The organism is Amylolactobacillus amylotrophicus DSM 20534 (assembly GCF_001434555.1).
In the GTDB taxonomy this organism is placed as follows: Bacteria; Bacillota; Bacilli; order Lactobacillales; family Lactobacillaceae; genus Amylolactobacillus; species Amylolactobacillus amylophilus.
Window position 1 is genome coordinate 453803 of the sequence record NZ_AZCV01000001.1, and the last position, 21649, is coordinate 475451.

Annotated in this window: 19 protein-coding genes and 1 tRNA gene; 2 read left to right on the top strand and 18 right to left on the bottom strand. The window is 45.3% G+C overall.

What is annotated here, in order from left to right; translation table 11 throughout:
• Positions 1-4: 4 nt before the first annotated feature.
• From secG to FC62_RS02325, 9 genes are all read right to left on the bottom strand, one after another.
• Positions 5-238 carry a preprotein translocase subunit SecG gene (secG, locus tag FC62_RS02275; RefSeq protein WP_054745948.1) on the bottom strand — a complete coding sequence of 78 codons (234 nt, stop codon included), beginning with the start codon at positions 236-238 and terminating at the stop codon, positions 5-7.
• A 121-nt stretch (positions 239-359) separates the two neighbouring features.
• Positions 360-1655, bottom strand: a complete 1296-nt coding sequence (gene eno, locus FC62_RS02280) for a phosphopyruvate hydratase (RefSeq protein ID WP_056945981.1) — start codon at positions 1653-1655, stop codon at positions 360-362.
• An 82-nt stretch (positions 1656-1737) separates the two neighbouring features.
• Entirely contained in the window at positions 1738-2493 is a 756-nt protein-coding gene (gene tpiA, locus FC62_RS02285) for a triose-phosphate isomerase (protein WP_054745947.1), read from the bottom strand.
• A 17-nt stretch (positions 2494-2510) separates the two neighbouring features.
• Entirely contained in the window at positions 2511-3722 is a 1212-nt protein-coding gene (locus FC62_RS02290) for a phosphoglycerate kinase (protein ID WP_056945980.1), read from the bottom strand.
• A 103-nt stretch (positions 3723-3825) separates the two neighbouring features.
• Positions 3826-4848 carry a type I glyceraldehyde-3-phosphate dehydrogenase gene (gap, locus tag FC62_RS02295; protein ID WP_054745946.1) on the bottom strand — a complete coding sequence of 341 codons (1023 nt, stop codon included), beginning with the start codon at positions 4846-4848 and terminating at the stop codon, positions 3826-3828.
• A 50-nt stretch (positions 4849-4898) separates the two neighbouring features.
• Positions 4899-5930 (bottom strand): sugar-binding transcriptional regulator, encoded by a 1032-nt coding sequence (locus FC62_RS02300; protein WP_054745945.1) that lies wholly within the window; start codon positions 5928-5930, stop codon positions 4899-4901.
• 954 nt (positions 5931-6884) lie between these two features.
• Positions 6885-6957: transfer RNA gene (locus FC62_RS02315), tRNA-Thr, on the bottom strand.
• A 74-nt stretch (positions 6958-7031) separates the two neighbouring features.
• Positions 7032-7793: an ABC transporter permease gene (locus FC62_RS02320; RefSeq protein ID WP_054745944.1), complete on the bottom strand. Its 762-nt coding sequence runs from the start codon at positions 7791-7793 to the stop codon at positions 7032-7034.
• Positions 7786-8427: an ABC transporter ATP-binding protein gene (locus FC62_RS02325; RefSeq protein WP_054745943.1), complete on the bottom strand. Its 642-nt coding sequence runs from the start codon at positions 8425-8427 to the stop codon at positions 7786-7788. The genes FC62_RS02320 and FC62_RS02325 overlap by 8 nt, the downstream gene beginning before the upstream one ends.
• A 159-nt stretch (positions 8428-8586) precedes the next feature.
• On the opposite strand from FC62_RS02325, the gene FC62_RS02330 reads away from it, so the two are divergent.
• Together FC62_RS02330 and clpP are read left to right on the top strand one after the other, a co-directional pair.
• The gene (locus FC62_RS02330) at positions 8587-9057 is read left to right on the top strand and encodes a Fur family transcriptional regulator (RefSeq protein WP_054745942.1); all 471 of its coding nucleotides are present in this window, start codon (positions 8587-8589) and stop codon (positions 9055-9057) included.
• Between the two features lie 101 nt (positions 9058-9158).
• Positions 9159-9746, top strand: coding sequence for an ATP-dependent Clp endopeptidase proteolytic subunit ClpP (clpP, locus tag FC62_RS02335; RefSeq protein ID WP_054745941.1), 588 nt, complete (start codon positions 9159-9161; stop codon positions 9744-9746).
• A gap of 80 nt (positions 9747-9826) precedes the next feature.
• Here clpP and FC62_RS02340 read toward each other — a convergent pair whose 3' ends face one another.
• The 9 genes from FC62_RS02340 to trxB all read right to left on the bottom strand — a co-directional run bounded on the left by FC62_RS02340 (position 9827) and on the right by trxB (position 21620).
• Positions 9827-10300 (bottom strand): MarR family winged helix-turn-helix transcriptional regulator, encoded by a 474-nt coding sequence (locus FC62_RS02340; protein WP_054745940.1) that lies wholly within the window; start codon positions 10298-10300, stop codon positions 9827-9829.
• Positions 10301-10314: 14 nt separating this feature from the next.
• On the bottom strand, positions 10315-11262 hold the full coding sequence (gene whiA, locus FC62_RS02345; protein ID WP_056945979.1) for a DNA-binding protein WhiA: 948 nt from the start codon (positions 11260-11262) through the stop codon (positions 10315-10317).
• Positions 11262-12296 (bottom strand): gluconeogenesis factor YvcK family protein, encoded by a 1035-nt coding sequence (locus FC62_RS02350; RefSeq protein WP_054745939.1) that lies wholly within the window; start codon positions 12294-12296, stop codon positions 11262-11264. Before FC62_RS02350 ends, whiA begins: the two co-directional genes overlap by 1 nt.
• The gene (rapZ, locus tag FC62_RS02355; RefSeq protein WP_056945978.1) at positions 12296-13177 is read right to left on the bottom strand and encodes an RNase adapter RapZ; all 882 of its coding nucleotides are present in this window, start codon (positions 13175-13177) and stop codon (positions 12296-12298) included. Before rapZ ends, FC62_RS02350 begins: the two co-directional genes overlap by 1 nt.
• Positions 13178-13294: 117 nt before the next feature.
• Positions 13295-13831, bottom strand: a complete 537-nt coding sequence (locus FC62_RS02360; protein ID WP_054745938.1) for an HdeD family acid-resistance protein — start codon at positions 13829-13831, stop codon at positions 13295-13297.
• 51 nt (positions 13832-13882) lie between these two features.
• Complete coding sequence (gene uvrA, locus FC62_RS02365; protein ID WP_056945977.1) at positions 13883-16753, bottom strand: excinuclease ABC subunit UvrA; 2871 nt, start codon at positions 16751-16753, stop codon at positions 13883-13885.
• Between the two features lie 2 nt (positions 16754-16755).
• Positions 16756-18759: an excinuclease ABC subunit UvrB gene (gene uvrB / locus FC62_RS02370; protein ID WP_056945976.1), complete on the bottom strand. Its 2004-nt coding sequence runs from the start codon at positions 18757-18759 to the stop codon at positions 16756-16758.
• A 96-nt stretch (positions 18760-18855) separates the two neighbouring features.
• A complete protein-coding gene (locus FC62_RS02375) occupies positions 18856-20571 on the bottom strand; it encodes a phospho-sugar mutase (RefSeq protein ID WP_236693760.1) in 1716 nt (571 codons plus the stop codon).
• A gap of 107 nt (positions 20572-20678) precedes the next feature.
• The gene (gene trxB / locus FC62_RS02380) at positions 20679-21620 is read right to left on the bottom strand and encodes a thioredoxin-disulfide reductase (RefSeq protein WP_054745923.1); all 942 of its coding nucleotides are present in this window, start codon (positions 21618-21620) and stop codon (positions 20679-20681) included.
• Between the last annotated feature and the right edge of the window lie 29 nt (positions 21621-21649).

A 21649-nucleotide genomic window follows, 5' to 3' on the forward strand; every position in this document is an offset into this window, starting at 1 on the left:
GCAATTAATTCGACGATAATATTGCTAGGATTACTGCAAGCACGAAGAAGAGTACCAGTAACACCGAAGTTACCTTTTCCATGAATGCTTCGAATCCCCGCTTTTTGGATTGTCCACTGAATACAGCACCACCGGACAAAGCATTCAGCGCATCTTGTTGCTTTTGTGGTTGCATCATCACAGCGATGATAATTAAAATTGACACGATAATAATGAGTGTCATTGCCAGATTATACAAGAGTTTTCCTCCGTAACTACTAAAAGAATAATCACTGCTAATATTCTACCATATATTTGGCCTAATGCCTACACAAAAAAAGCAGACCAGAGGTCTGCTTTTCAAAATATAATTTTACAAATTACTTCTTAATGTTGTAGAAACTGTTGATTCCTTTGTATTCAGCAGTGTCGCTCAATTGTTCTTCGATTCTGAACAATTGGTTGTACTTAGCAAGACGATCAGTCCGGCTCATTGAACCAGTCTTGATTTGGCCTGCGTTAGTTGCAACAACAAGGTCTGCGATAGTAGTATCTTCAGTTTCACCAGAACGGTGAGAAACGATAGCTGTATAGCCAGCTTCTTTAGCCATTTCGATTGATTCGAAAGTCTCAGTCAAAGTACCAATTTGGTTAACCTTGATTAAGATTGAGTTAGCCACGCCCATGTCGATACCCTTCTTCAGGTAATCAACGTTTGTAACGAACAAATCATCACCAACGATTTGTACTTTTTTACCTAAGCGAGCAGTCAAAGTCTTCCAATCGTCCCAAGTGTTCTCGTCCAATGGGTCTTCCATTGAAACAACTGGGTACTTGTCGATTAATTGCTCCAAGTAGTCTGTGAACTCTTCAGCTGTGTATTCTTTACCATCAGCAACAGTCACATACTTCTTAGTTTCTGCATTGTAGAATTCTGATGAAGCAACGTCAAAGGCAATAGAAATGTCTTCACCTGGCTTGTAACCAGCACGTTGGATAGCTTCAACAAGCACTTCAAATGGTTCTTCGTTGTTCTTCATGTTAGTTGGTGCGAAACCACCTTCATCACCAACAGCAGTGTTGTCACCGCGTTCCTTCAAAATTGCTTTCAAAGTGTGGAAAGTTTCTGAACCCATCCGCACTGCTTCATGAATACTCTTAGCACCAACAGGCATGATCATGAATTCTTGGAAGTCCACGTTGTTGTCGGCGTGCTTACCACCGTTGATAACGTTCATCATTGGAGTTGGTAATACGTGTGCATTTGGGCCACCAAGGTATTCGTACAATGGCAAGCCAAGTTCGTCAGCAGCTGCACGGGCAGCAGCAAGTGAAACACCAAGAATAGCGTTTGCACCGAGACGAGCCTTGTTAGGAGTACCATCAAGGTCGATCATTGTTAAATCGATTCCGCGTTGGTCAGTTACATCTAGTCCAATCACAGCCTTAGCGATTTCAGTGTTCACATTCTCAACAGCCTTCAAAACTCCTTGGCCGCCGAAACGTGATTTATCACCATCACGCAATTCAACTGCTTCGTGTTCACCAGTTGAAGCACCTGAAGGAACGATTGCGCGACCGAAGCCACCTAATTCAGTATAAACTTCAGCTTCAACAGTAGGGTTACCACGTGAATCTAAGACTTCACGAGCTAAAACATCAGTAATAACAGACATTTAATTTCTCCTTTTATTCATCTAAAAAATATCAGTACGTTACTATTCTACAATAGTTGCTCTAATTATTAAACCAAAACTTCTAGTCTTGATAATTAACAAGTGCGAGGAATGACTCTGGTTCAAGACTTGCACCACCAACTAAGCCGCCATCGATATCTGGCTTAGCCATTAATTCCTTCACGTTCTCAGGTTTAACTGAGCCACCGTATTGAATCCGGACGTTTGCAGCAGTCTCTTCGTTGTACAAATCACTCACTGCATCACGGATTGCCTTGCACATTTCTTGTGCCTGTTCGCTTGAAGCAGTCTTACCTGTACCAATAGCCCAGATTGGTTCGTAGGCAATAACTGATTGACTGACTTGCTCAGCAGTCAAATCTTTCAAAGCAGCCTTAATTTGGCCCACAACCCATTCAGTCTCCTTGCCGGCTTCTCTAGTCTCAAGAGATTCGCCACAGCAGATGATTGGTGTTAAGTTGTTTCTGAAAAGTGCATGTGCTTTTTTGTTGATGTCTTCGTCAGTTTCGTGGAAGTAATCACGACGCTCTGAGTGGCCAATCACGACGTAGTTGATACCCATTTGTGAGAGCACAAGTGGACTTGTCTCGCCTGTGAAGGCACCTTTGTCTTCGAAGTAGGCATTTTCAGCAGCGGTTTTCAGTTCTGAACCCTTAGCAGCAGCCAGGAGTGCAGGCAAATCAACAGCAGGAGCTGCGATGACTGATTCAACCTTGCTGCTTGCAGGTAATTTGTCTTTAATGGCCTCGACGAAAGCTGTTGTTTCCTCAGGATTTTGGTTTAACTTCCAGTTACCAGCGATAATTGGTGTACGCATAAAATTAATCGACCTTTCTATTTGTCAGAAATTGATGCAATTCCTGGTAATGTTTTACCTTCAAGATATTCAAGTGAAGCACCACCACCAGTTGAGATGTGGGTAATTTGGTCTGCAATTCCTAATTGAATAGCTGCAGCTGCTGAATCACCACCACCGATGATTGTAGTTGCCTCCGTTAATGCACCAAGTGCACGACCGACTTCAAGAGTACCTTCAGCAAAGTTGCTCATTTCAAATGCACCCATTGGTCCATTCCAAACAACTGTCTTGGCATCTTTAAGCACATCCTTGAAGAGCGCAATTGACTTAGGTCCAATATCAAGACCCATCTTGTCATCAGCAATGTCCACATCAGATACTTCAAATGGTGCATCGTTAGAGAATTCTGCTGAAACTAAGTGATCGATAGGCAGCACAATTTTGTCGCCAGCCTTGTCGAGTAATTCCTTAGCTAAGTCAACCTTGTCGGCTTCAAAAAGTGATTTACCAATAGAATGACCTTGTGCAGCAAGGAATGTGTAGGCCATACCACCACCGATTAAGATGTGATCTGACTTAGGGATTAGGTTCTCAATCACGCCAATCTTATCAGACACCTTAGCACCACCAAGGATGGTCACGAATGGGTGTACTGGGTTATCGACAGCATCACCGAGGAACTTGATTTCTTTCTCCATCAAGAAGCCAGCTGCAACCTTACCGCCCTTTGCCTTGATTGCTTCAGCGATACCAGCATTAGATGCGTGGGCACGGTGAGCAGTACCGAAGGCATCGTTCACGTAAAGGTCGCCAAGACCAGCCCAGTATTCGCCAAGAGTTGGGTCATTCTTTGATTCGCGTTTGCCGAAATCGTTGTCGATATCTTGGAAACGGGTGTTTTCCATCAACAAAACATCACCATCGTTCATGGCTGCGATTGCTGATTCAAGTTCAGTACCTTCGTTTGTTGGTACGAACTTCACGTCTTTACCTAGTAGCTCGCTTAATCGACTAGCAACTGGTGCAAGGGTCAAAGCCTTCTTGTCTTCATCTGACTTAATCCGACCAAGGTGAGAAAGTAAGATTGCCTTACCACCGTTCTCAGTCACATATTTGATAGTAGGTAATGCGGCAACAATCCGGTTATCATTACCGATCACGCCGTCTTTAATAGGCACGTTGAAGTCAACGCGGATGAGCACTTTTTTGTCTTTAACGTCAAGGTCTGACACAATAAGTTTAGCCATATTTTCCTCCATAATTCCTTGAAAAAAGGCGCAAGGAGTATTATCTCCCTCCGCCTTTATTCATGGTAATTGAATAATAAATTCTGCTTCGTTTTTTTAAAAATTAAAGTGTAGCAAATTTCAATAAAGTACGAACCATTTGGCAAGTAAAGCCGTATTCGTTATCATACCAAGCTACAGTCTTAACAAGTTGCTTGTCGCCTACAGTTGTAACTTCAGTTTGTGTTGGGTCGAAGATTGAACCGTAAGTAGTTCCGATAACGTCACTAGAAACGATTGAGTCTTCATTCCAGCCGAAGCTTTCGTTGCCTTCAGTGTGCTTTCTCATTGCTTCGTTAACTTCGTCAGCAGTAACCTTCTTGTCAAGGATAGTAACTAATTCAGTTAATGAACCGTCAACAACACCAACACGTTGTGCATGTCCTTGAACCTTACCGTTAGCACTAGGAACAACCAAACCGATAGCCTTAGCAGCACCAGTTGAGTGAGGAATAGTGTTAGCAGCAGCTGAACGTGCAGCACGTAAGTCACCACCACGAACAGGGCCATCAAGTAACATTTGAGTTGATGTGTAAGCGTGGATAGTAGTCATAGTACCAACTTCAAGACCGAAGTCCTTGTCCAAGTAGTGAACCATTGGTGCTAAGCAGTTTGTAGTACATGAACCTGCAGAAACGATTGTGTCGTCACCAGTTAAAGTGTCGTCGTTTACGTTGTAAACGATAGTCTTCAAATCTTTACCAGCTGGAGCTGAGATAAGAACACGTTTTGCACCTGCATCCAAGTGAGCTTGTGACTTAGCCTTTGAAGTGTAGAAGCCAGTACATTCAAGAACGAAGTCAACGCCGTCGTTCTTAACCCAAGGAATGTTTTGTGCTTGTGGTTCTGCGTATACATGGTAGCTCTTACCATCAACAACGATTGAATCTTCAGTAGCAGATACTTCGTTGTCAATAGTTCCATGAGTTGAATCATATTTCAAAAGATGTGCCAAAAGTGATGGGCTTGTCAAGTCGTTGATAGCAACAACTTCGATGTCACTTGATTTTGCACCTAATTCAAGAATACGACGAAATGCAAGACGGCCAATACGACCAAATCCGTTAATACCAATTTTAACTGTCATAACAGTTTCTTCCTCCTTAGGAAATAAGTAAAATTATATTTTAAGTGGGTCTATATCCCATTTAAAATCGAGTTAGCGGCACCTTCATCCGTGATTAACCACGTCTGTTTCGGTGCATTGTGCATGTAAGCCTTGATGGCAGCCGCCTTCTTAGTGCCGGCTGCAACAGCGAATACATGAGGTATTTTGAAAAGATCCTCCAATTGCAAACCAATTCTTGGTATCTTGTAAATCACCTGACCACTCCGGTTGAAGAAATACCCGAAACATTCAACCACAGCATCCTGTTGACGTAACTGTGACTTGACAGTTAAGTCTAAGTCACGTCTTTGGGCCATGACGTCTGCCGCTCCAATACCATGGATAACAGCATCACTATTTGAGATGTAATCCAGCACCTCACCAATGGAGGGGTCCTGTGTTAGCGACCGTAAAACTTCTGGACTAACATTCTCGGGTAGGTATAAAGCGCGATACTTACCGTTACTATAATGTGCCATTACCTGACACACTGTGTTGCTCTGGATTTCAACGCTCTCGCCCAACGCCCCACGACCTGGCACAAACATTAGCTGTCTATGATGTGAGAGGTTGCTTGAGAGATTCGGTACAATCTCCGCCATCGTCTTACCACCAAGGACCGTAATCGTGTTCTGTCCTAATGGTAGAAGTAAATCGAGTGCGGCGTTTAACTCCGTACCGAGTAATCCAAAAACATGATCCTGCAAGTCAGCGTTACCCGGGACAATGATTGCCCTGTTAATACCTAGCTTTTCTGCAAGACGTAATTCGGTCTGGCTTTCGTCGAATAACTTGGCAATGATTGGTGCCAAGCCAGAAATGGTCTTCTCACCCTTCGGGGTTAGTACCATGCCGAGGTGATTAATATCAATTAATCCTTGCGACTTGAGGTAGTCAGTTTCGGTCCGAATCGTTCTTTCACTGATTCCTAGTCGTTCAGCAATGATTCGCCGCCCCACAGGAGCTAGCCATGAAATCTGTTGCAAAACAGTAAATCTTTGTCGAATGGTCTTGATAACGTCAGGAACGAGATTTTCAATCCATGTAAATTCATCATGCATTAAAAGTTTCCTCCTTGCTGGGTCATATAATGTCCCATTATTTGACTTTGTATGACCCACGTTTCTCAAAAGAGAGAAGAAACAGTCTTGAAACCATTTCTTCTTTTTCAACAACACAAGTATACCAACATCAATTTTGAAATTCAAGGATTGGCACTAATTTTTTAATCTTGAAAATTTATGTTGCTATTTCTGCAATTATTGATAGAATAATATTGTTCGCGCCCTTAGTGTAATGGATCGCACGCAAGATTCCGGTTCTTGAAATCTCGGTTCGACTCCGAGGGGGCGCATAATAGCATTTCATTGCCAGCCAATCGGCTGGTTTTTTTGTGGCCGATTTCGGGCAAAAAAATACCTCGCCGGTTGGCGAGGAGCTCTAATCATACACAATTTATTATTTTGGAAATCCCAAATAAATAGCATAAAGGACTAGCGCTATTCCTACAATAATGGAGATTTTATACCAAATACTTTTATTTCTACGATAGATTCCAACAGCAATCAAAGCTATTCCAACCGCCAGCGAAAAAATCATTACATAAAAGAACACTCTACCCGACTCCTTTCAGCCGATTTCAATGACTCTATCATGACGTTTAGCCACTTCCAAATCGTGCGTCACCGTAACAATTGTAGTATTAAATTCTTGATTCACTATGTGGTCAACCCAAACTATTACGCTTACATTGTATCATCTGGTTCGGTTTATATCTGATTATGCCTGCGTCTTTACGAAAAATTAAGGAGTAGCCTAAATCTTACAGCTGAAGGTAGACTTAGAAACGTCAAGTTTTTACTGATTTTGTTACTTCCACAATTAAGCCACAATTTTTCATAAAACATAGTTTTACAAAGAAATTCCATAGAAGAAAAAATCACCTACGAACGCTGTAATATCCCCGTCCTGTAGGTGATTTTATTTCACGAAGTTTAACTAAGAAACCCCAGATATGCTGATTAGAGGACTTGAACCTCCGACCTACGCATTACTAGTGCGTTGCTCTACCAACTGAGCTAAATCAGCATTTTTTCAACAAGTAATATTATACATGAAAGAAAGAAAATGCCAAGCCCTTTTTCAGCAAAATATTTAAAACATTAGCGCACTAATTGCTCCTCTTGGTTGTAGAACTGCTTGTAGCCTAGGTATACCACGGTAATTGAGCTGAGACTAGTAGTGGCGAGCAACATGAAAGTCACCATTATTTGATAGCCAATTGCCTTAACTGGATCAACACCGGCGAAGATCAATCCACTCATCATTCCAGGCAGGCTAACCAGCCCAAGAGTCTTACTTGAATCAATCGTCGGTGTCATCCCGGTCTTGATGGCTTCACGCACAATTGATTTCGTCGCCTGGGCAGGTGTTGCGCCGAGTGCCAGCTTCTCCATCACCTGTTGGTGTTGGTCACGGAACAAGCTATCCATTGACCGATAGGCCAGACCAGATGCCACCATCGCGTTTGAGGCCGTCATCCCAGTGATCGGAACGATTTGAGACGGCGTAACCTTAAGCGAACCCGATAAGATTAAGATGCTGAGACAGACAGCCGTAGACAGACTCATCGCCAGAACCGAAATTTTAAACGCGTTAGGCAGACCGTTACTGCGTTTGCTGGAGTTCCAGGCGGCGTTTAGTACAATAATCGCCACCATGGCAAAGGTCAGCCAAACGTTATTCACGCCGAAAATATACTTCAATAAGTAGCCAACCACCGTCAGCTGCACAATCGCCCGTGAGATACCCCAGATAATATCCTTCGTGATGCCCAGCTTTTGCTTGTAACTAATGAATATGGCAAATAGAACTAAAGAAAATGTAATAGCCAGCGTTGCTGGCGAAACCGTTAAATTACTCATTGTTTTGCAACCTCCCGTCTATAATACGGAGAATATGTTTACTATCACTAATCTCATCTTCCTCATGGGTCACCTTAATCAGGGTCACGCCGCGCTCCTGATTCAACTGATCAAGCCAGCCCAGAATGAGGTTTTTCGTGGTTAAGTCTAACCCCGTTGTTACCTCATCCAATAACAGAACTTTTGGTAAAAAGAGCGTGTTTCGCGCCAGCGCCACTCTTTGCTTCTCTCCACCCGAGAGTTCGTTGACCTTGCGTTTTAAAATATCCGGCTTCAGGTCAAGGCTCTGCAGCGTTTCTATCACATGCTCCTGGCTATATTCCTGATTTCTAATTTCATAGACAAACTTGAAGCTATCCTCTGCAACCGCGCCAAACAAGACTGGTTGTTGGAAACAGTACGAGACATCCTGTCTATAACCCGCTGGACTCAACTCTGCGATATCTTGGCCGTCGAATTCGATCTTGCCTGCAGTCGGTGAGATAATCTTGGCCGCGAGCTTTAAAATAGTGCTTTTCCCAGAACCAGAAGGCCCAGCTAACGTGAGCGTTTCTCCGGTTGCCACTTCAAAGTTAATATTCGTTAGAATCTGCTTGTGGTCAGATTCAAAGTTTACCCCGCTAAATCGAATCATTTCATCACCCCTACTAAGTCCTAATAATTTAGAATCATTATTATTTAGTGTTATAATACACATAGTGTAGCATAGTTAACTCCAGTATTAAAGAGTATGTTCGCACGTAAATAACTTTTATTATCGAATTGAATCATTATATATTAGAAGGAGTTTCATATGCCTACTAAATCCCAATTAGAACAAGCAACCACAATCATTCGGGAACACGATTTAAAGGCGACACCACAGAGACAGAATATTTTGGCCTACCTGATGAGTCACCATAATCACCCAACAGTTGAAATGATTCGCGACAATTTGGCCAAGAGCAACCCCAATATCGGGACTGCCACAGTCTACAATGCACTGAATTCTTTCGTTGAGCTGGGCCTCGTCATCGAGATTCAAAACGGTGATGGCAGCACACACTACGATTACTTCGATAAGCCCCACTTCCACGTAATCTGCACCAATTGTGGCCGCATTGCGGACGTGGAAAATGCAGATTTCGTTCAGTATGAGAAGGCATTGCGCAAAAGCGCAGCGGCGGAAACCGGCTACCTCACAAGCGGCAGCCACCTAGAGATTTACGGTATCTGTCCTACGTGTCAGAAGAAACTACACCTGCACATGGTCGACAACAACTAATCAATAGTTTCGGTGCTTTCTCATTGACCATTTTTAATAATTGTGCGAGAATTAGCACAGTACAAATTAGAGTGCTAAAATTAAATTTTTGGAGGTAGGAAATGTTAGTACCTACAGTTATTGAACAAACTTCACGTGGTGAACGTGCATACGACATTTACTCACGCTTATTAAAAGACAGAATCATCATGCTTTCTGGAGAGATTAACGACCAAATGGCTAACACAGTCATCGCTCAACTCCTCTTCCTTGACGCACAAGATTCCACGAAGGATATTTCACTTTACATTAACTCACCAGGTGGTGTGATTACCTCTGGTCTTGCAATCATGGATACGATGAACCTAATCAAATCAGACGTGCAGACCATTGCCATCGGTATGGCGGCTTCCATGGCCAGCATCCTCTTGGCCACCGGTACTAAGGGCAAGCGGTTTGCTTTACCAAATGCAACGGTGTTAATTCACCAACCACTTGGCGGTGCCCAAGGCCAAGCAACCGAGATTGAGATTGCCGCTGAGGAAATCCTGAAGTCACGGAAGAAATTAAACAAGATTCTGGCTGACACTACCGGTCAGGATCCAGAGGTTATCCAAAGAGATACTGAGCGTGACCACTACTTGACCGCCCAGGAAGCCAAGGATTACGGCCTAGTTGATGACATCCTGACTAGTACACCAAATAAATAAATATCACCAAATAAAAATCACTTTTGACCAACTAACTAGCGGTCAAAAGTGATTTTTTTATCTTAAATTAACTAACTCAATTAAACCAGCTCACTATCCTCGCGAAGCTCTGAATTAACCCGGTCGAGATTGGACTTCAGCTGGGCGACGTCCTTCATGTACTTATCGTATTGATTGTCTGAAATATGCATCATTGAAAGACAGCCGGAAACACGCTCAGAAATGGCGTCCCGCTGTGACAATGCGTATTCAGACGGCGAGACATCCAGCCGTCTTTCATCCTTTAGTGAGCGTTCCTTGACCACCCAATTGTCCTTCTCGAGTCGCCGCAAGAGTGGCGTTAGTGTGCCACTATCGAGCGCCACCTTTTCTCCCAATTGCTTAACAGAGAGTGTGTGAAACTCGTATAGGGACAGCATTACGATATATTGAGCGTAGGTTAAGCCCCATTCCTTCAATGCCTGATTATAAAACTTATTAAATGTCTTATGGGCTTGATAGATCTCGAAACATAGTTGCTGATCAAGTCTAATAGCTTTATCGTTACTCTCCATCAATTAATCCTCTTTTAGTACACATCTTGGCCGGAACGAATCCGTTCCGCCATCTCTTCTATTTTTTTGAAACGATGATTTACACCAGACTTAGAAATCGGACCGTCAGGAATCTGCTCCGCAACTTCCTTTAAGGTAAGCTCCTGATTCTCCAGCCTGAACTGCGCCAACACGCGAATCTTCTCTGGTAGACGTTCCAGTCCAATCTCCTGTTTAATTATGGTAATGTCCTCGACCTGTTTGGCAGCCGCATTGGCGGTCTTCTTGAGGTTAGCCGTATCGCAGTTTACCAGCCGATTGACCGAGTTGCGCATATCCCGCATGATGCGCAGATCCTCGAATGCAAGCATTGCGTTAATTGCCCCAATCACACGGAGAAAATCTGCGATTTTCTCTGCACCCTTGAGGTAGGCAATGTAACCACTCCGCCGCTTCGTAGCCTTCGCGTTCAGGTTAAACTTATTCATGAGCGCCACTATATCGGCATTATGTTCCTCATACAGTGAATAAATCTCCAGGTGATAGCGACTAGTCTCCGGATTATTGACACTACCAGCTGCGAGAAAAGCCCCTCGTAGATAGCTCATTGTGCGCTGTTCATCCTTCATTATCTTCTCCGGTACCCGTGTCTTGATTGCGAAGTGCTCGTCCACAATGTCTAGGTCCTGAAGAATCTCCTTAACACGAGTCTTCAGCCGGACCAAGTATTGGTTATTCTTTTTTAATTTCATTTTCTGTGAAACCAACAGCACTGGCTCGATTTTATACGCAATCTTCATTAGTGAGAAGATTCTCCGCGCAATTGCCGGATTCTCCGTCACAATATCTAAAGATAAATTCTTATTCCTTAACGAAAGAATGCCGTTCATCCGTAAAAAAGCTGATAACTCTGCTTTTGCATGTTCCGGATGAACCTCGAGTACTGTTAGTTCCTTCTTCACAGAACTAGCATATGACGCCATTATCTCACTCCGTTCTTCCGATTATCAGATTGAAATGCCAGATTCAAGATCTCTTGTGCCACTTTGGGGCCATTATGGTAGACACCGTTGCCCCGCATATTGATGAAATTATCAGTGATTACCCGACAACCCATCTCCCGTAAGCCAGCAAAGTCTCTTTTGACCGGCAACAGATATTCATCATAGTCTGCAGCATTGAAGTTTTCCATCACAACAGGAGCTGAATTAACCAGGACCGTATCAACGTAGTTCCCACCGAGGTGTTGGTTAATCAGCCGCACATGTTCCGCGTCCGTCATCCCTTCCGTCTCCCCTTTTTGGGTCATGATGTTGCAGATGTAGATGACCTCGGCCTTCGTCTGTCGAATCGCATCACCCAAATTTTGAATCATTAAATTAGGCAAGATACTAGTGAACAGGCTCCCGGGTCCAAGCACCACCACATCGGCCTGCATAATCGCAGCCAATACAGGCAAGACAGCTGCTGGTTCCTGTTCACCTACAGTATCCGTCACCCAAACTCTTTTGATTTTCTTAGCGGTACTTGAGATATTCGTCTCACCACTAGCGGTGGTCCCGTCAGCGAATTCAGCATGTAAAGTCAGCGGCTCATTACTAGCAGGGAAAACCCGGCCATAGATCCGCATCATCTTGCTCAATACCTGCACCGCATCGAAAATATTACCCTGCATTTCGTTCAATGCAGCGATGATGAGGTTCCCAATTGCATGACCCGAAAAGAAGGAATCATTACTGTTAAACCGGTACTGAAAGACATCCAGTTCCACTTGAGTAAGCTCTGAGAGGGCAACTAGGACATTTCTAATATCACCAGGTGGGACCACATTGATATAATCACGAATTGCACCAGAAGAGCCACCATCATCGGCCACAGTCACGATGGCGCTAATCTCGGCATTCTTTTCCTTCAGTGCAGATAAGATAACCGGTAAGCCCGTGCCCCCGCCAATCACGACAACTTTCGGTCGCCGGCCTTTGATGACCCGAACAATCTTATTGATCCCGTCCGCCATTACTTAGAGCCCCCTTTGTAACGCCAAATTTCTCGGTGAGTGACGTCAACCTTATAATCTTGATCCAGGTCATGTGCCAACCGCTGAGCAAGCGCAACAGAGCGGTGTTGACCACCCGTACAGCCAATTGCAATTGTCAGATTGGCCTTCCCCTCTTCGATGTAACCTGGGATAGTCGTCTCTAATAGACTAAGAAATTTCTGGTAAAAGTCTTCTGTTGCTGGCTGGTGCATCACATAATCCGACACCCGGCGGTCGAGCCCAGTAAATGGCCGTAATTCGGGCAAATAGTAGGGATTGGGGAGGAAGCGCACGTCCATGACGATATCGGCATCAATTGGTAGTCCATACTTGAAGCCAAACGACATCACCTCAATTGAGAAGACAGTCGTCTGTTCATCGGTAAACTTCGCTTTTAGGTCAGCCTTAAGCTCAGCTGCTGACATATTGGTTGTATCAATGACGAGTTGTGCCATCTTCTTGATTGGTTCAACTAAGGCACGTTCCTGATTAATTGCATCCAGAAGCCGACCGTTCTGTGCCAACGGATGGGCGCGCCTAGTCTCCTTATAACGCGTCACCAACTCATCGTTTGCCGCATCAAGGAAGACAATGTTCGTGTGAACCTTCTTCGTATCCTCCAATGAGTTAATCTCATCCTGCAGGTCCTCGTAGAAGCCCTTCACACGCAAGTCAATCACAACGGCCACTCGCGAGATATCCTTCGTCGTAATGATTAGCTCCCAAAAGTGGGGTAGTAGTGCCGGAGGTAGGTTGTCGACTACGAAATAACCCATATCCTCAAGGCTTTGGATTGCTACGGTCTTGCCCGCACCACTCATTCCAGTAACGATTAATAGTTTCTTAGTTGTTTCAGTCATCAGACCACCTCAATTTCCTTCAACACATTATAACACGCCGTGTGTTTCTTTGCTCTCTTTTGTATCAAAAAGGCTCTGTCTAAGCAACAGAGCCAGTTAAACTAGTCTATGAATAAATTATAACCTGTGTGCAAATGAAACAATTACATTATTCACACCGTAAATGATCAGGTAAATAGCTACCAACAAGACTAGTGTCATCGCGGAAACCACCGGATTCATCAGCATCAAGAGAGCCACAATTAAACTAAAAATATTTAGGACTAACGAGAGAAGAAACAGTGGTGCGCTAATATCGCGCAGGTGAAACGAGAACACTAGGCCAATCACTGAATCCGTTAAGAACCAGATTGAGAAGAGAATGGCGATGGTTAGTGCTCCGAAGTCACCGTAAAAGAGGAACAGGAGGCCAACTACCAAATCTACTATTCCTGAGATCAGCGTGACCCACGATTCACGAAAGAGGTCCCTGAACGAGGAATAACTTGCCAGCCAGACAATTCCCTGAATGATTGAGCCGATACCGAAAACCAGCACCAGGCTCCTGAGTGCGACTCCTTGGTGGCGCATCATGAAGAAGCCGGCTAAAAGGAAAATCACGCCAGAGATAAATTGGCCCCAGTCAAATCTGCTTTGTCTTTGTTGTGTATACATTATTCTCTCCTCCAAAATAAGATTTGGTCCAGTTAAACACTGTGTTCCATGCTACTTCTGCTTTTGTTGGGCCTTTTCCTCGGCCAAAGTACGTTTGTAATCGCGTTTGAGAATCGGCTTCAGGTACTGCCCGGTATAGCTCTTCTTCACCTTTGCCAAGTCCTCAGGTGTACCGGTAGCCAGAATCTGGCCACCACCCTCACCACCTTCTGGCCCCAGATCGATCAGCCAGTCAGCGTTTTTGATCACATCCAGGTTGTGTTCAATAATTAGCACGGTGTTCCCCTCATCCACGAGTCGTTGCAGAACATCAAGCAGACGGCTAATATCATCTGAATGCAAACCGGTTGTTGGTTCATCCAGAATATAGAAGTTTTTACCGGTCGAAATCTTCTGGAGCTCGGAAGCTAATTTCATTCTCTGCGCCTCACCACCAGAAAGAGTTGTTGCTGCCTGGCCCAACTGAACGTAGCCCAGGCCAACATCGACGATTGTCTCTAACTTACGGTGAATCTTTGGAATGTGTTCGAAGAATTTCGTTGCCTGAGAGATAGTCATCTCAAGCACATCTGCGATATTCTTCTCCTTATACGTTACCTCAAGGGTCTCCGAGTTGTAGCGTTTCCCGTGACATACCTCACACGGCACGTAAACGTCGGGCAGGAAGTTCATCTCAATCTTGATAATGCCGTCACCCTTGCAGTTCTCACAGCGACCACCCTTAATGTTGAACGAGAAGCGGCCCTTTGCGTAACCACGCATCTTAGCCTCATTCGTCTGTGCAAAAAGACCACGAATATCGTCAAAAACACTGGTGTACGTTGCTGGATTACTCCGCGGAGTCCGACCGATTGGGCTTTGATCGATATCAATAATCTTTTCGATATTCTCATAGCCGGAAATACTCTTGTACTTACCCGGCTTGGTGGAGTTCCGATTCAACTTCTGCGCCAGCGCTCGCTTCAGGATCATGTTGACTAAAGTCGACTTGCCGGAGCCCGAAACACCCGTCACAACAACGAGTTCTCCCAGCGGGAAGTCCACATTGACGTTCTTCAAGTTATTCTCGGCAGCCCCTTTGACCGTGATTTTCTGACCGTTACCAGTTCTACGCTTTAGTGGCACCTTGATAAACTTCTTGCCTGATAAATACTGACCAGTAATTGATTGCTCTACCTGAGCAACCTCGGCAGGTGTGCCAGCGGCCATCACCTGGCCACCATCAGCCCCGGCCCCCGGGCCAATGTCAATCAGATAATCCGCAGCTCGCATTGTATCCTCGTCGTGTTCAACCACAATGAGGGTATTCCCGAGGTCTCTCATCTCTTGGAGCGAGCCAATTAAGCGATCATTATCCCGTTGGTGGAGCCCAATGGAAGGCTCGTCCAGGATATACATGACGCCAGAAAGATTGGAACCAATCTGAGTGGCTAAACGAATTCTTTGTGCCTCCCCACCAGAAAGTGTACCAGCCGAACGCGAGAGCGTCAGGTAGTCTAGCCCAACATTAATCAGGAAGGTTAGGCGATCATTAATCTCTTTTAAGATTGGTTTAGCAATCGCGGTCTCTTGCTCCGAAAGTTCGATTTTGTGGAAGAAATCAACTGCTCGCTTGATGGCAAAAGTAGAAACTTCAGCAATATCTTCGCCCATCACCTTGACGGCTAAGGCTTGGCGGTTTAATCGCTTGCCATGGCAGACAGGACAAGTCAATTCGGTCATGTACTTACGCATTTGATCGCGGGTAAAGTCGCTGTTAGTCTCGTGGTAGCGGCGTTTAACATTAGTTAGCACACCCTCAAAGACCACGTCCACGTCCCTGACACCACCGAACTCATTTTGGTAGTGGAAATGGAAGGCTTTATTGCCTGAGCCAGTCAGGATAATGTCTTGCTGTGCCTTCGTTAACTTATTAAATGGCTTATCCATTGGTACCTTGAACTGTTTCATGGCTTGTGCAAGCATCTCTGGGTAGTAGTTAGAGCTGATTGGATTCCAGGGAATAACGGCCCCCTCTTCGAGCGAGAGACTTTGGTCTGGAATCACCAAATCAACGTCGACCTCGAGTTTCATACCTAGACCATCACATTCCGGACATGCACCAAAAGGAGCGTTAAATGAGAACAAACGTGGTTCAAGCTCGCCCACGGTAAAGCCACAGATTGGGCAGGCATAGTGTTCTGAGAAAATCAACATTTCTGAGCCAACCACATCGACGTTTGCGTAACCATCGGCAAGACGGAGTGCAGCTTCTAATGAATCAAAGATCCTTGAGCGAATCTCCGGTTTCACAACCAAACGGTCAATCACGATACTGATATCGTGCTTTTGGTTCTTATTCAAGTCAAATTGCTCGGTAATCTCATGCACTTCTCCGTCAACGAAGACGCGCACATAACCTTCTTTTTGAATTTTTTCAAAAACCTTTTGGTGCTGGCCTTTTTTCGCTCGGATAACAGGGGCAAGAATCTGAATTTTAGAGCGTTCTGGTAGGTCGAGCACCCGTGTAACCATCTGATCCACGGATTGACTCACGATTGGTGTGCCATCATTCGGACAGATTGGGTGGCCAACACGGGCCCAGAGCAGCCTTAGATAGTCATTAATTTCGGTGACAGTCCCCACTGTCGACCGAGGATTCTTCGAGGTCGTCTTCTGGTCAATCGAAATGGCTGGATTCAGCCCATCGATTGAATCCACGTCAGGCTTATCCATCTGGCCCAAGAATTGCCGTGCATAACTGCTCAACGACTCAACATAACGTCTCTGCCCTTCGGCATAGAGGGTGTCAAACGCAAGCGAGCTCTTCCCGGAACCCGAGAGGCCGGTCATGACCACCAACTTTTCCTTTGGGATGGTGACACTGACGTCTTTTAGATTGTGTTCTCTGGCACCGTGAATCACGATTTTATCATTTGCCATACTTATTTACCTTCACTCTTTAATTCTAACAGGGCATCGCGCAAGGTTGCAGCCTCCTCGAAGTCCAACTTCTTCGCCGCATTTTGCATCTGCTCGGTCAGATTTTTAATTAATTCTTGTTTCTCCTTCTTACTTAACTCATCGAAATTAAGTTCCTTGAAGGATTTTTCTGTTTCTTTGGCATCGACCTGCTTGACAAGTGAGATTGACGCCCTGATTGGTTTGATGATCGTTGTTGGGGTAATCCCATGCTCCTCATTAAACTGCTCCTGAATCTGCCGCCTTCTATTGGTCTTGTCAATCGCAATCTTCATGGAGTCTGTCATCTTATCAGCATACATGATTACATCACCGTGTGCATTTCTGGCTGCTCGACCGATGGTCTGGATCAGCGGTCGTTCAGAACGCAGGAATCCCTCCTTATCGGCATCCAAAATCGCTACAAGTGAGACCTCTGGTACGTCAATTCCCTCACGCAACAGGTTAATTCCGATTAACACGTCGAACTTGCCAAGTCGGAGGTCACGAATGATTTCCGATCGTTCCAGTGTTTTGATGTCACTGTGGAGGTACTTCACCTTAATTCCGAGATCTTTCAGATAATCGGTTAAATCCTCCGCCATCTTCTTGGTCAACGTGGTGACAAAAACCCGCTCGTCACGTTTCGTGCGTTCATTAATCTGACCAACTAGATCGTCAATCTGGCCCTCAATCGGCCTAATCTCCACCTTTGGATCGAGCAGCCCTGTTGGTCGAATAATCTGTTCCACCTTGTAATTCGTCCGCTCGAGCTCGTAGGGACCGGGTGTCGCAGAGACGTACATAATCTGGTGGACGTGCTGTTCAAATTCTTCGAGCCGTAAAGGCCTGTTGTCTAATGCACTAGGTAGCCTAAAGCCGTAATCCACAAGCATCTGTTTCCGTGCCCGGTCACCGTTATACATCCCTCGAATCTGGGGCATCGTCACGTGTGATTCATCGATTAAGATGAGAAAATCGTCAGGGAAGAAATCAAGTAGCGTGAACGGTGGCTCACCCTCTGCACGACCTTCCATGTGACGCGAATAGTTCTCAATCCCATTCGTGTAGCCGAGCTCCTGCATCATTTCAATATCATACGTCGTCCGTTGCTTAATCCGCTGGGCCTCCAATAGCTTACCTTCATCGTTGAACTTCTTCACTTGCACGTCCAACTCATCCTTGATTCTACGGACGGCTGCCTCCATCTGTTCATCGTTAGTCATGAAATGGGTTGCCGGAAATAGTGAGACCTGTTCACGTTCACCAACAATCTCGCCAGTCAAAGAGTCAACCTCAACAATGCGGTCAATTTCATCACCAAAGAATTCCACGCGAAAGGCATGTTCACTATTACCAGCTGGGAAAATTTCGACTACATCACCACGGACTCTGAATCGGCCACGTTGAAAATCGATATCGTTCCGATCATATTGAATAGTCACAAGCTGTCTGAGTAGCTCGTTTCTATCCATTTCCATTCCCACCCGTAGTGAGATCACAGATTTCGCATACTCGTTTGGATCACCAAGACCAAAGATACTGGAGACACTGGCGACAACAATCACGTCATTGCGCTCCAGTAACGCACTAGTGGCCGAGTGGCGCAGCTGATCGATCTCATCGTTGATTGCCGAATCCTTCTCAATATACGTATCAGAAGATGGCACATAGGCTTCCGGTTGGTAGTAGTCATAGTATGACACAAAATACTCGACGGCATTCTCGGGGAAGAAGTCTTTGAACTCACCATATAATTGACCCGCAAGAGTCTTGTTGTGGGAAATAATTAAGGTCGGCTTATTCAGCTTCTGAATTACATTGGCCATGGTAAATGTCTTACCAGTACCAGTCGCACCCTCCAGAATCTCCTCTTTACGGCCAGCTTTGAAGCCATCAACCAATTTGGTAATTGCGGCGCCTTGGTCCCCGGCGGGCTGGTATTTTGAGTGGAGCTTGAACGTGCCACCTTTTTGCTTAGTTATCAATTAATTCCCCTCCTCGTCAAAAAAAGTTGGATATAAAATCCAACTATTTACAAAATATATTTAATTCTAGCACTCCGAACATACTTTCGCCACAAATTAGTTTAGTAATTCAGCAAAAGCAGACTGGTAACGCGTCACATTGGCATGGGCATGTTCCGTTGAGTCGGAACGCACACCAACGTATACTTTGACCTTAGGTTCAGTCCCGGATGGCCGGAGCGCAATCCATGTATCGTCAGCCAAGTAATACTTCAAGACGTCTGCCTTTGGATAATCAGTGAACGCAGTCGTCTTCCCGTCTACCACGGCAGTCTGTGCCAGGTAATCCTCGTAGCGCATCACTTGTACACCGGCAATTTCCGTAACAGTTTCACTCCGGAGTTTCTCCATCATTGCCTTCATCTTGCTTAAACCATCAAGGCCAGTCATCTCGATTGATTTCGTCTCTTCGGCGAAGTAACCAAATTGTTGTGATAGTTCCTCTAAGCCCTCAGCAACCGTCAATCCGCGACTTGAATAGTATGCAGCAACCTCGGCCATCATGAGCGCGGCTTGAAGGGAATCCTTATCGCGGACAAAGTCCTTAAACAAGAAACCATAGCTCTCTTCGAACCCGAAGACAAACTTCCCGCTACCTGTCTGGTTTAGGTGCTCGATTTCCTCACCAATATACTTAAAGCCCGTTAGTACATTTTTCGTCTTGATACCAAAACTTGTGGCAATCACGAATGGGAGCTCACTTGAAACAATCGATTTGACAATCTCTAGTTGCGCAGTCAGCTCGCCGCTCTTCTTCATTCCCGTCAGCAGGTAATTCGTCATCAAGGCTGCAATCTGGTTCCCTGTCAATAGTTCATATTCACCGGCCTGATTAAGGACTGCACAGCCCATCCGATCGGCATCGGGATCGGTGGCAATGATTAGCTTTGCACCCACCTTTTTAGCCAGCTTAATGCCTTCTGTGAAAGCGGCTGGGGACTCGGGATTCGGTGATGGCACACTGATAAATTCCGGATCGAGAATTGCCTGGCTTGGGACAATATGCACGTTTTTGAAACCATTCTCACCGAAAACACGCTGGTACAACACATTACCTGTACCATGCAGAGGTGAGTAGACAATCGGTAAGTTGTCTGCCTCAGCAGCAATCAACTTGCGATCGACGTTCACGGTCTGAAGCTGTGCTAAATAAGCCTGATCGACGTTCTCACCAATTAATTGAATCGTGCCCGCTTGCCGGAGTTCGGAGAGATTACCGGTCTGCACTGCGAAAATATCGTCGATGGCCTCAGCGTACTTCACGACACTATCCACCTCTGCCGGTGGCATCTGCCCCCCATCCGGGCCATAAATCTTATAGCCGTTATATTGTTTGGGATTATGACTTGCAGTAATCATAATTCCCGCATACGCAGTCAAATAACGAATTGTGAAGGAAAGCTCCGGCGTTGGCCGTAATGAATCGAACAGATAAACTTGGATACCATGTGCACCAAGGATTAACGCTGCATGCTGCGCAAAGGCGGCAGAATTATAGCGTGGATCATAACAGATTACAACACCACGAGCCTTATATTCAGCACCGAGTTCATCGATTAACCGGGCCAATCCCTCAGTGATTTTGCCAACCGTGAAGAGGTTCATCCGATTCGTGCCTGGCTCCATTAAGCCACGCATACCGGCTGTACCGAATTCCAAGTCGGCACCAAAAGCATCTTGGACCCAGTCGGGATTCTGTGCTAGATCAGCCAACTGCTGCTTCATTTCGAGTGGCAAGTTCTCGTTCTCCTGCCAGTATTTTACTTGTGTCATCAAAGTCATCTTTTTCTCCTTCAAAACATTTACATTTCATACTCTATGATACTGTTTCCGACCAACAAAAAAAAGCTTGAAAACAAGCTTTTGAATTTAGAAGTAGATTATGCAGTTTGCGTGAGACTATTCGTCTCTTGGAGATACTCGTAGACACCTTGACCGGCAATACCACCATCGCCAACCGCAGTGGCGATTTGGCGTAGCTGGTTGGCCCGGACATCGCCGATAGCGAAGATGCCAGGCACACTTGTCCGCATCTTCTCATCAGTGATAATCCAGCCATTCTCGTCGGTGATGTTCAGCTCCTTAAACTTATCAGTCATTGGCATGATTCCAACATAGATGAAGACACCATCAGCTGGCACAACGTGCTCTTCACCGGTGTTCTTATCACGATATTTCACACCGGTAGTCTTATTCTCTGTTCCCACAATTTCCTCTGTGATGGCATTCCACACAAATTCGATTTTAGGGTTGGCAAAGGCACGCTGTTGCAGAATCTGTTGTGCACGGAGTTGATCACGGCGATGAATAATCGTTACCTTGCTCGCCAGCTGAGTCAGGTAGAGCCCCTCCTCAACAGCAGAGTCACCACCACCAACAACCACTACTTCACGGTTCTTGAAGAATGCTGCATCACACACCGCACAGTACGAAACACCCATACCTGAAAGATCTTCCTCACCAGGTACGCCAAGATGTTTATGCTCTGCGCCAGTAGCGATGATGACCGTCTTCCCCTCGAAGTCGCCTTCGTCAGTCTCGACTAATTTATACTCTCCGTGGTCCGTCACGTTTTTGACATTACCGTACGCATACTCAGCACCAAACTTCGTTGCTGAAGCGTACATCTTCTCCGACAAATCAGGACCTGAAATAAGTTCGAAACCAGGATAATTCTCAATATCACCAGTATTGTTCATCTGACCGCCATAAATACCCCGGTCCAAGATGAGTACTGAAAGATTTGAACGTGATGCATACAGGCCGGCAGTCAAGCCACCCGGTCCAGCACCAATCACAATCACATCATACTTTTTCGTCATTTACAATTGGCTCCTTACTTTTAATAAGT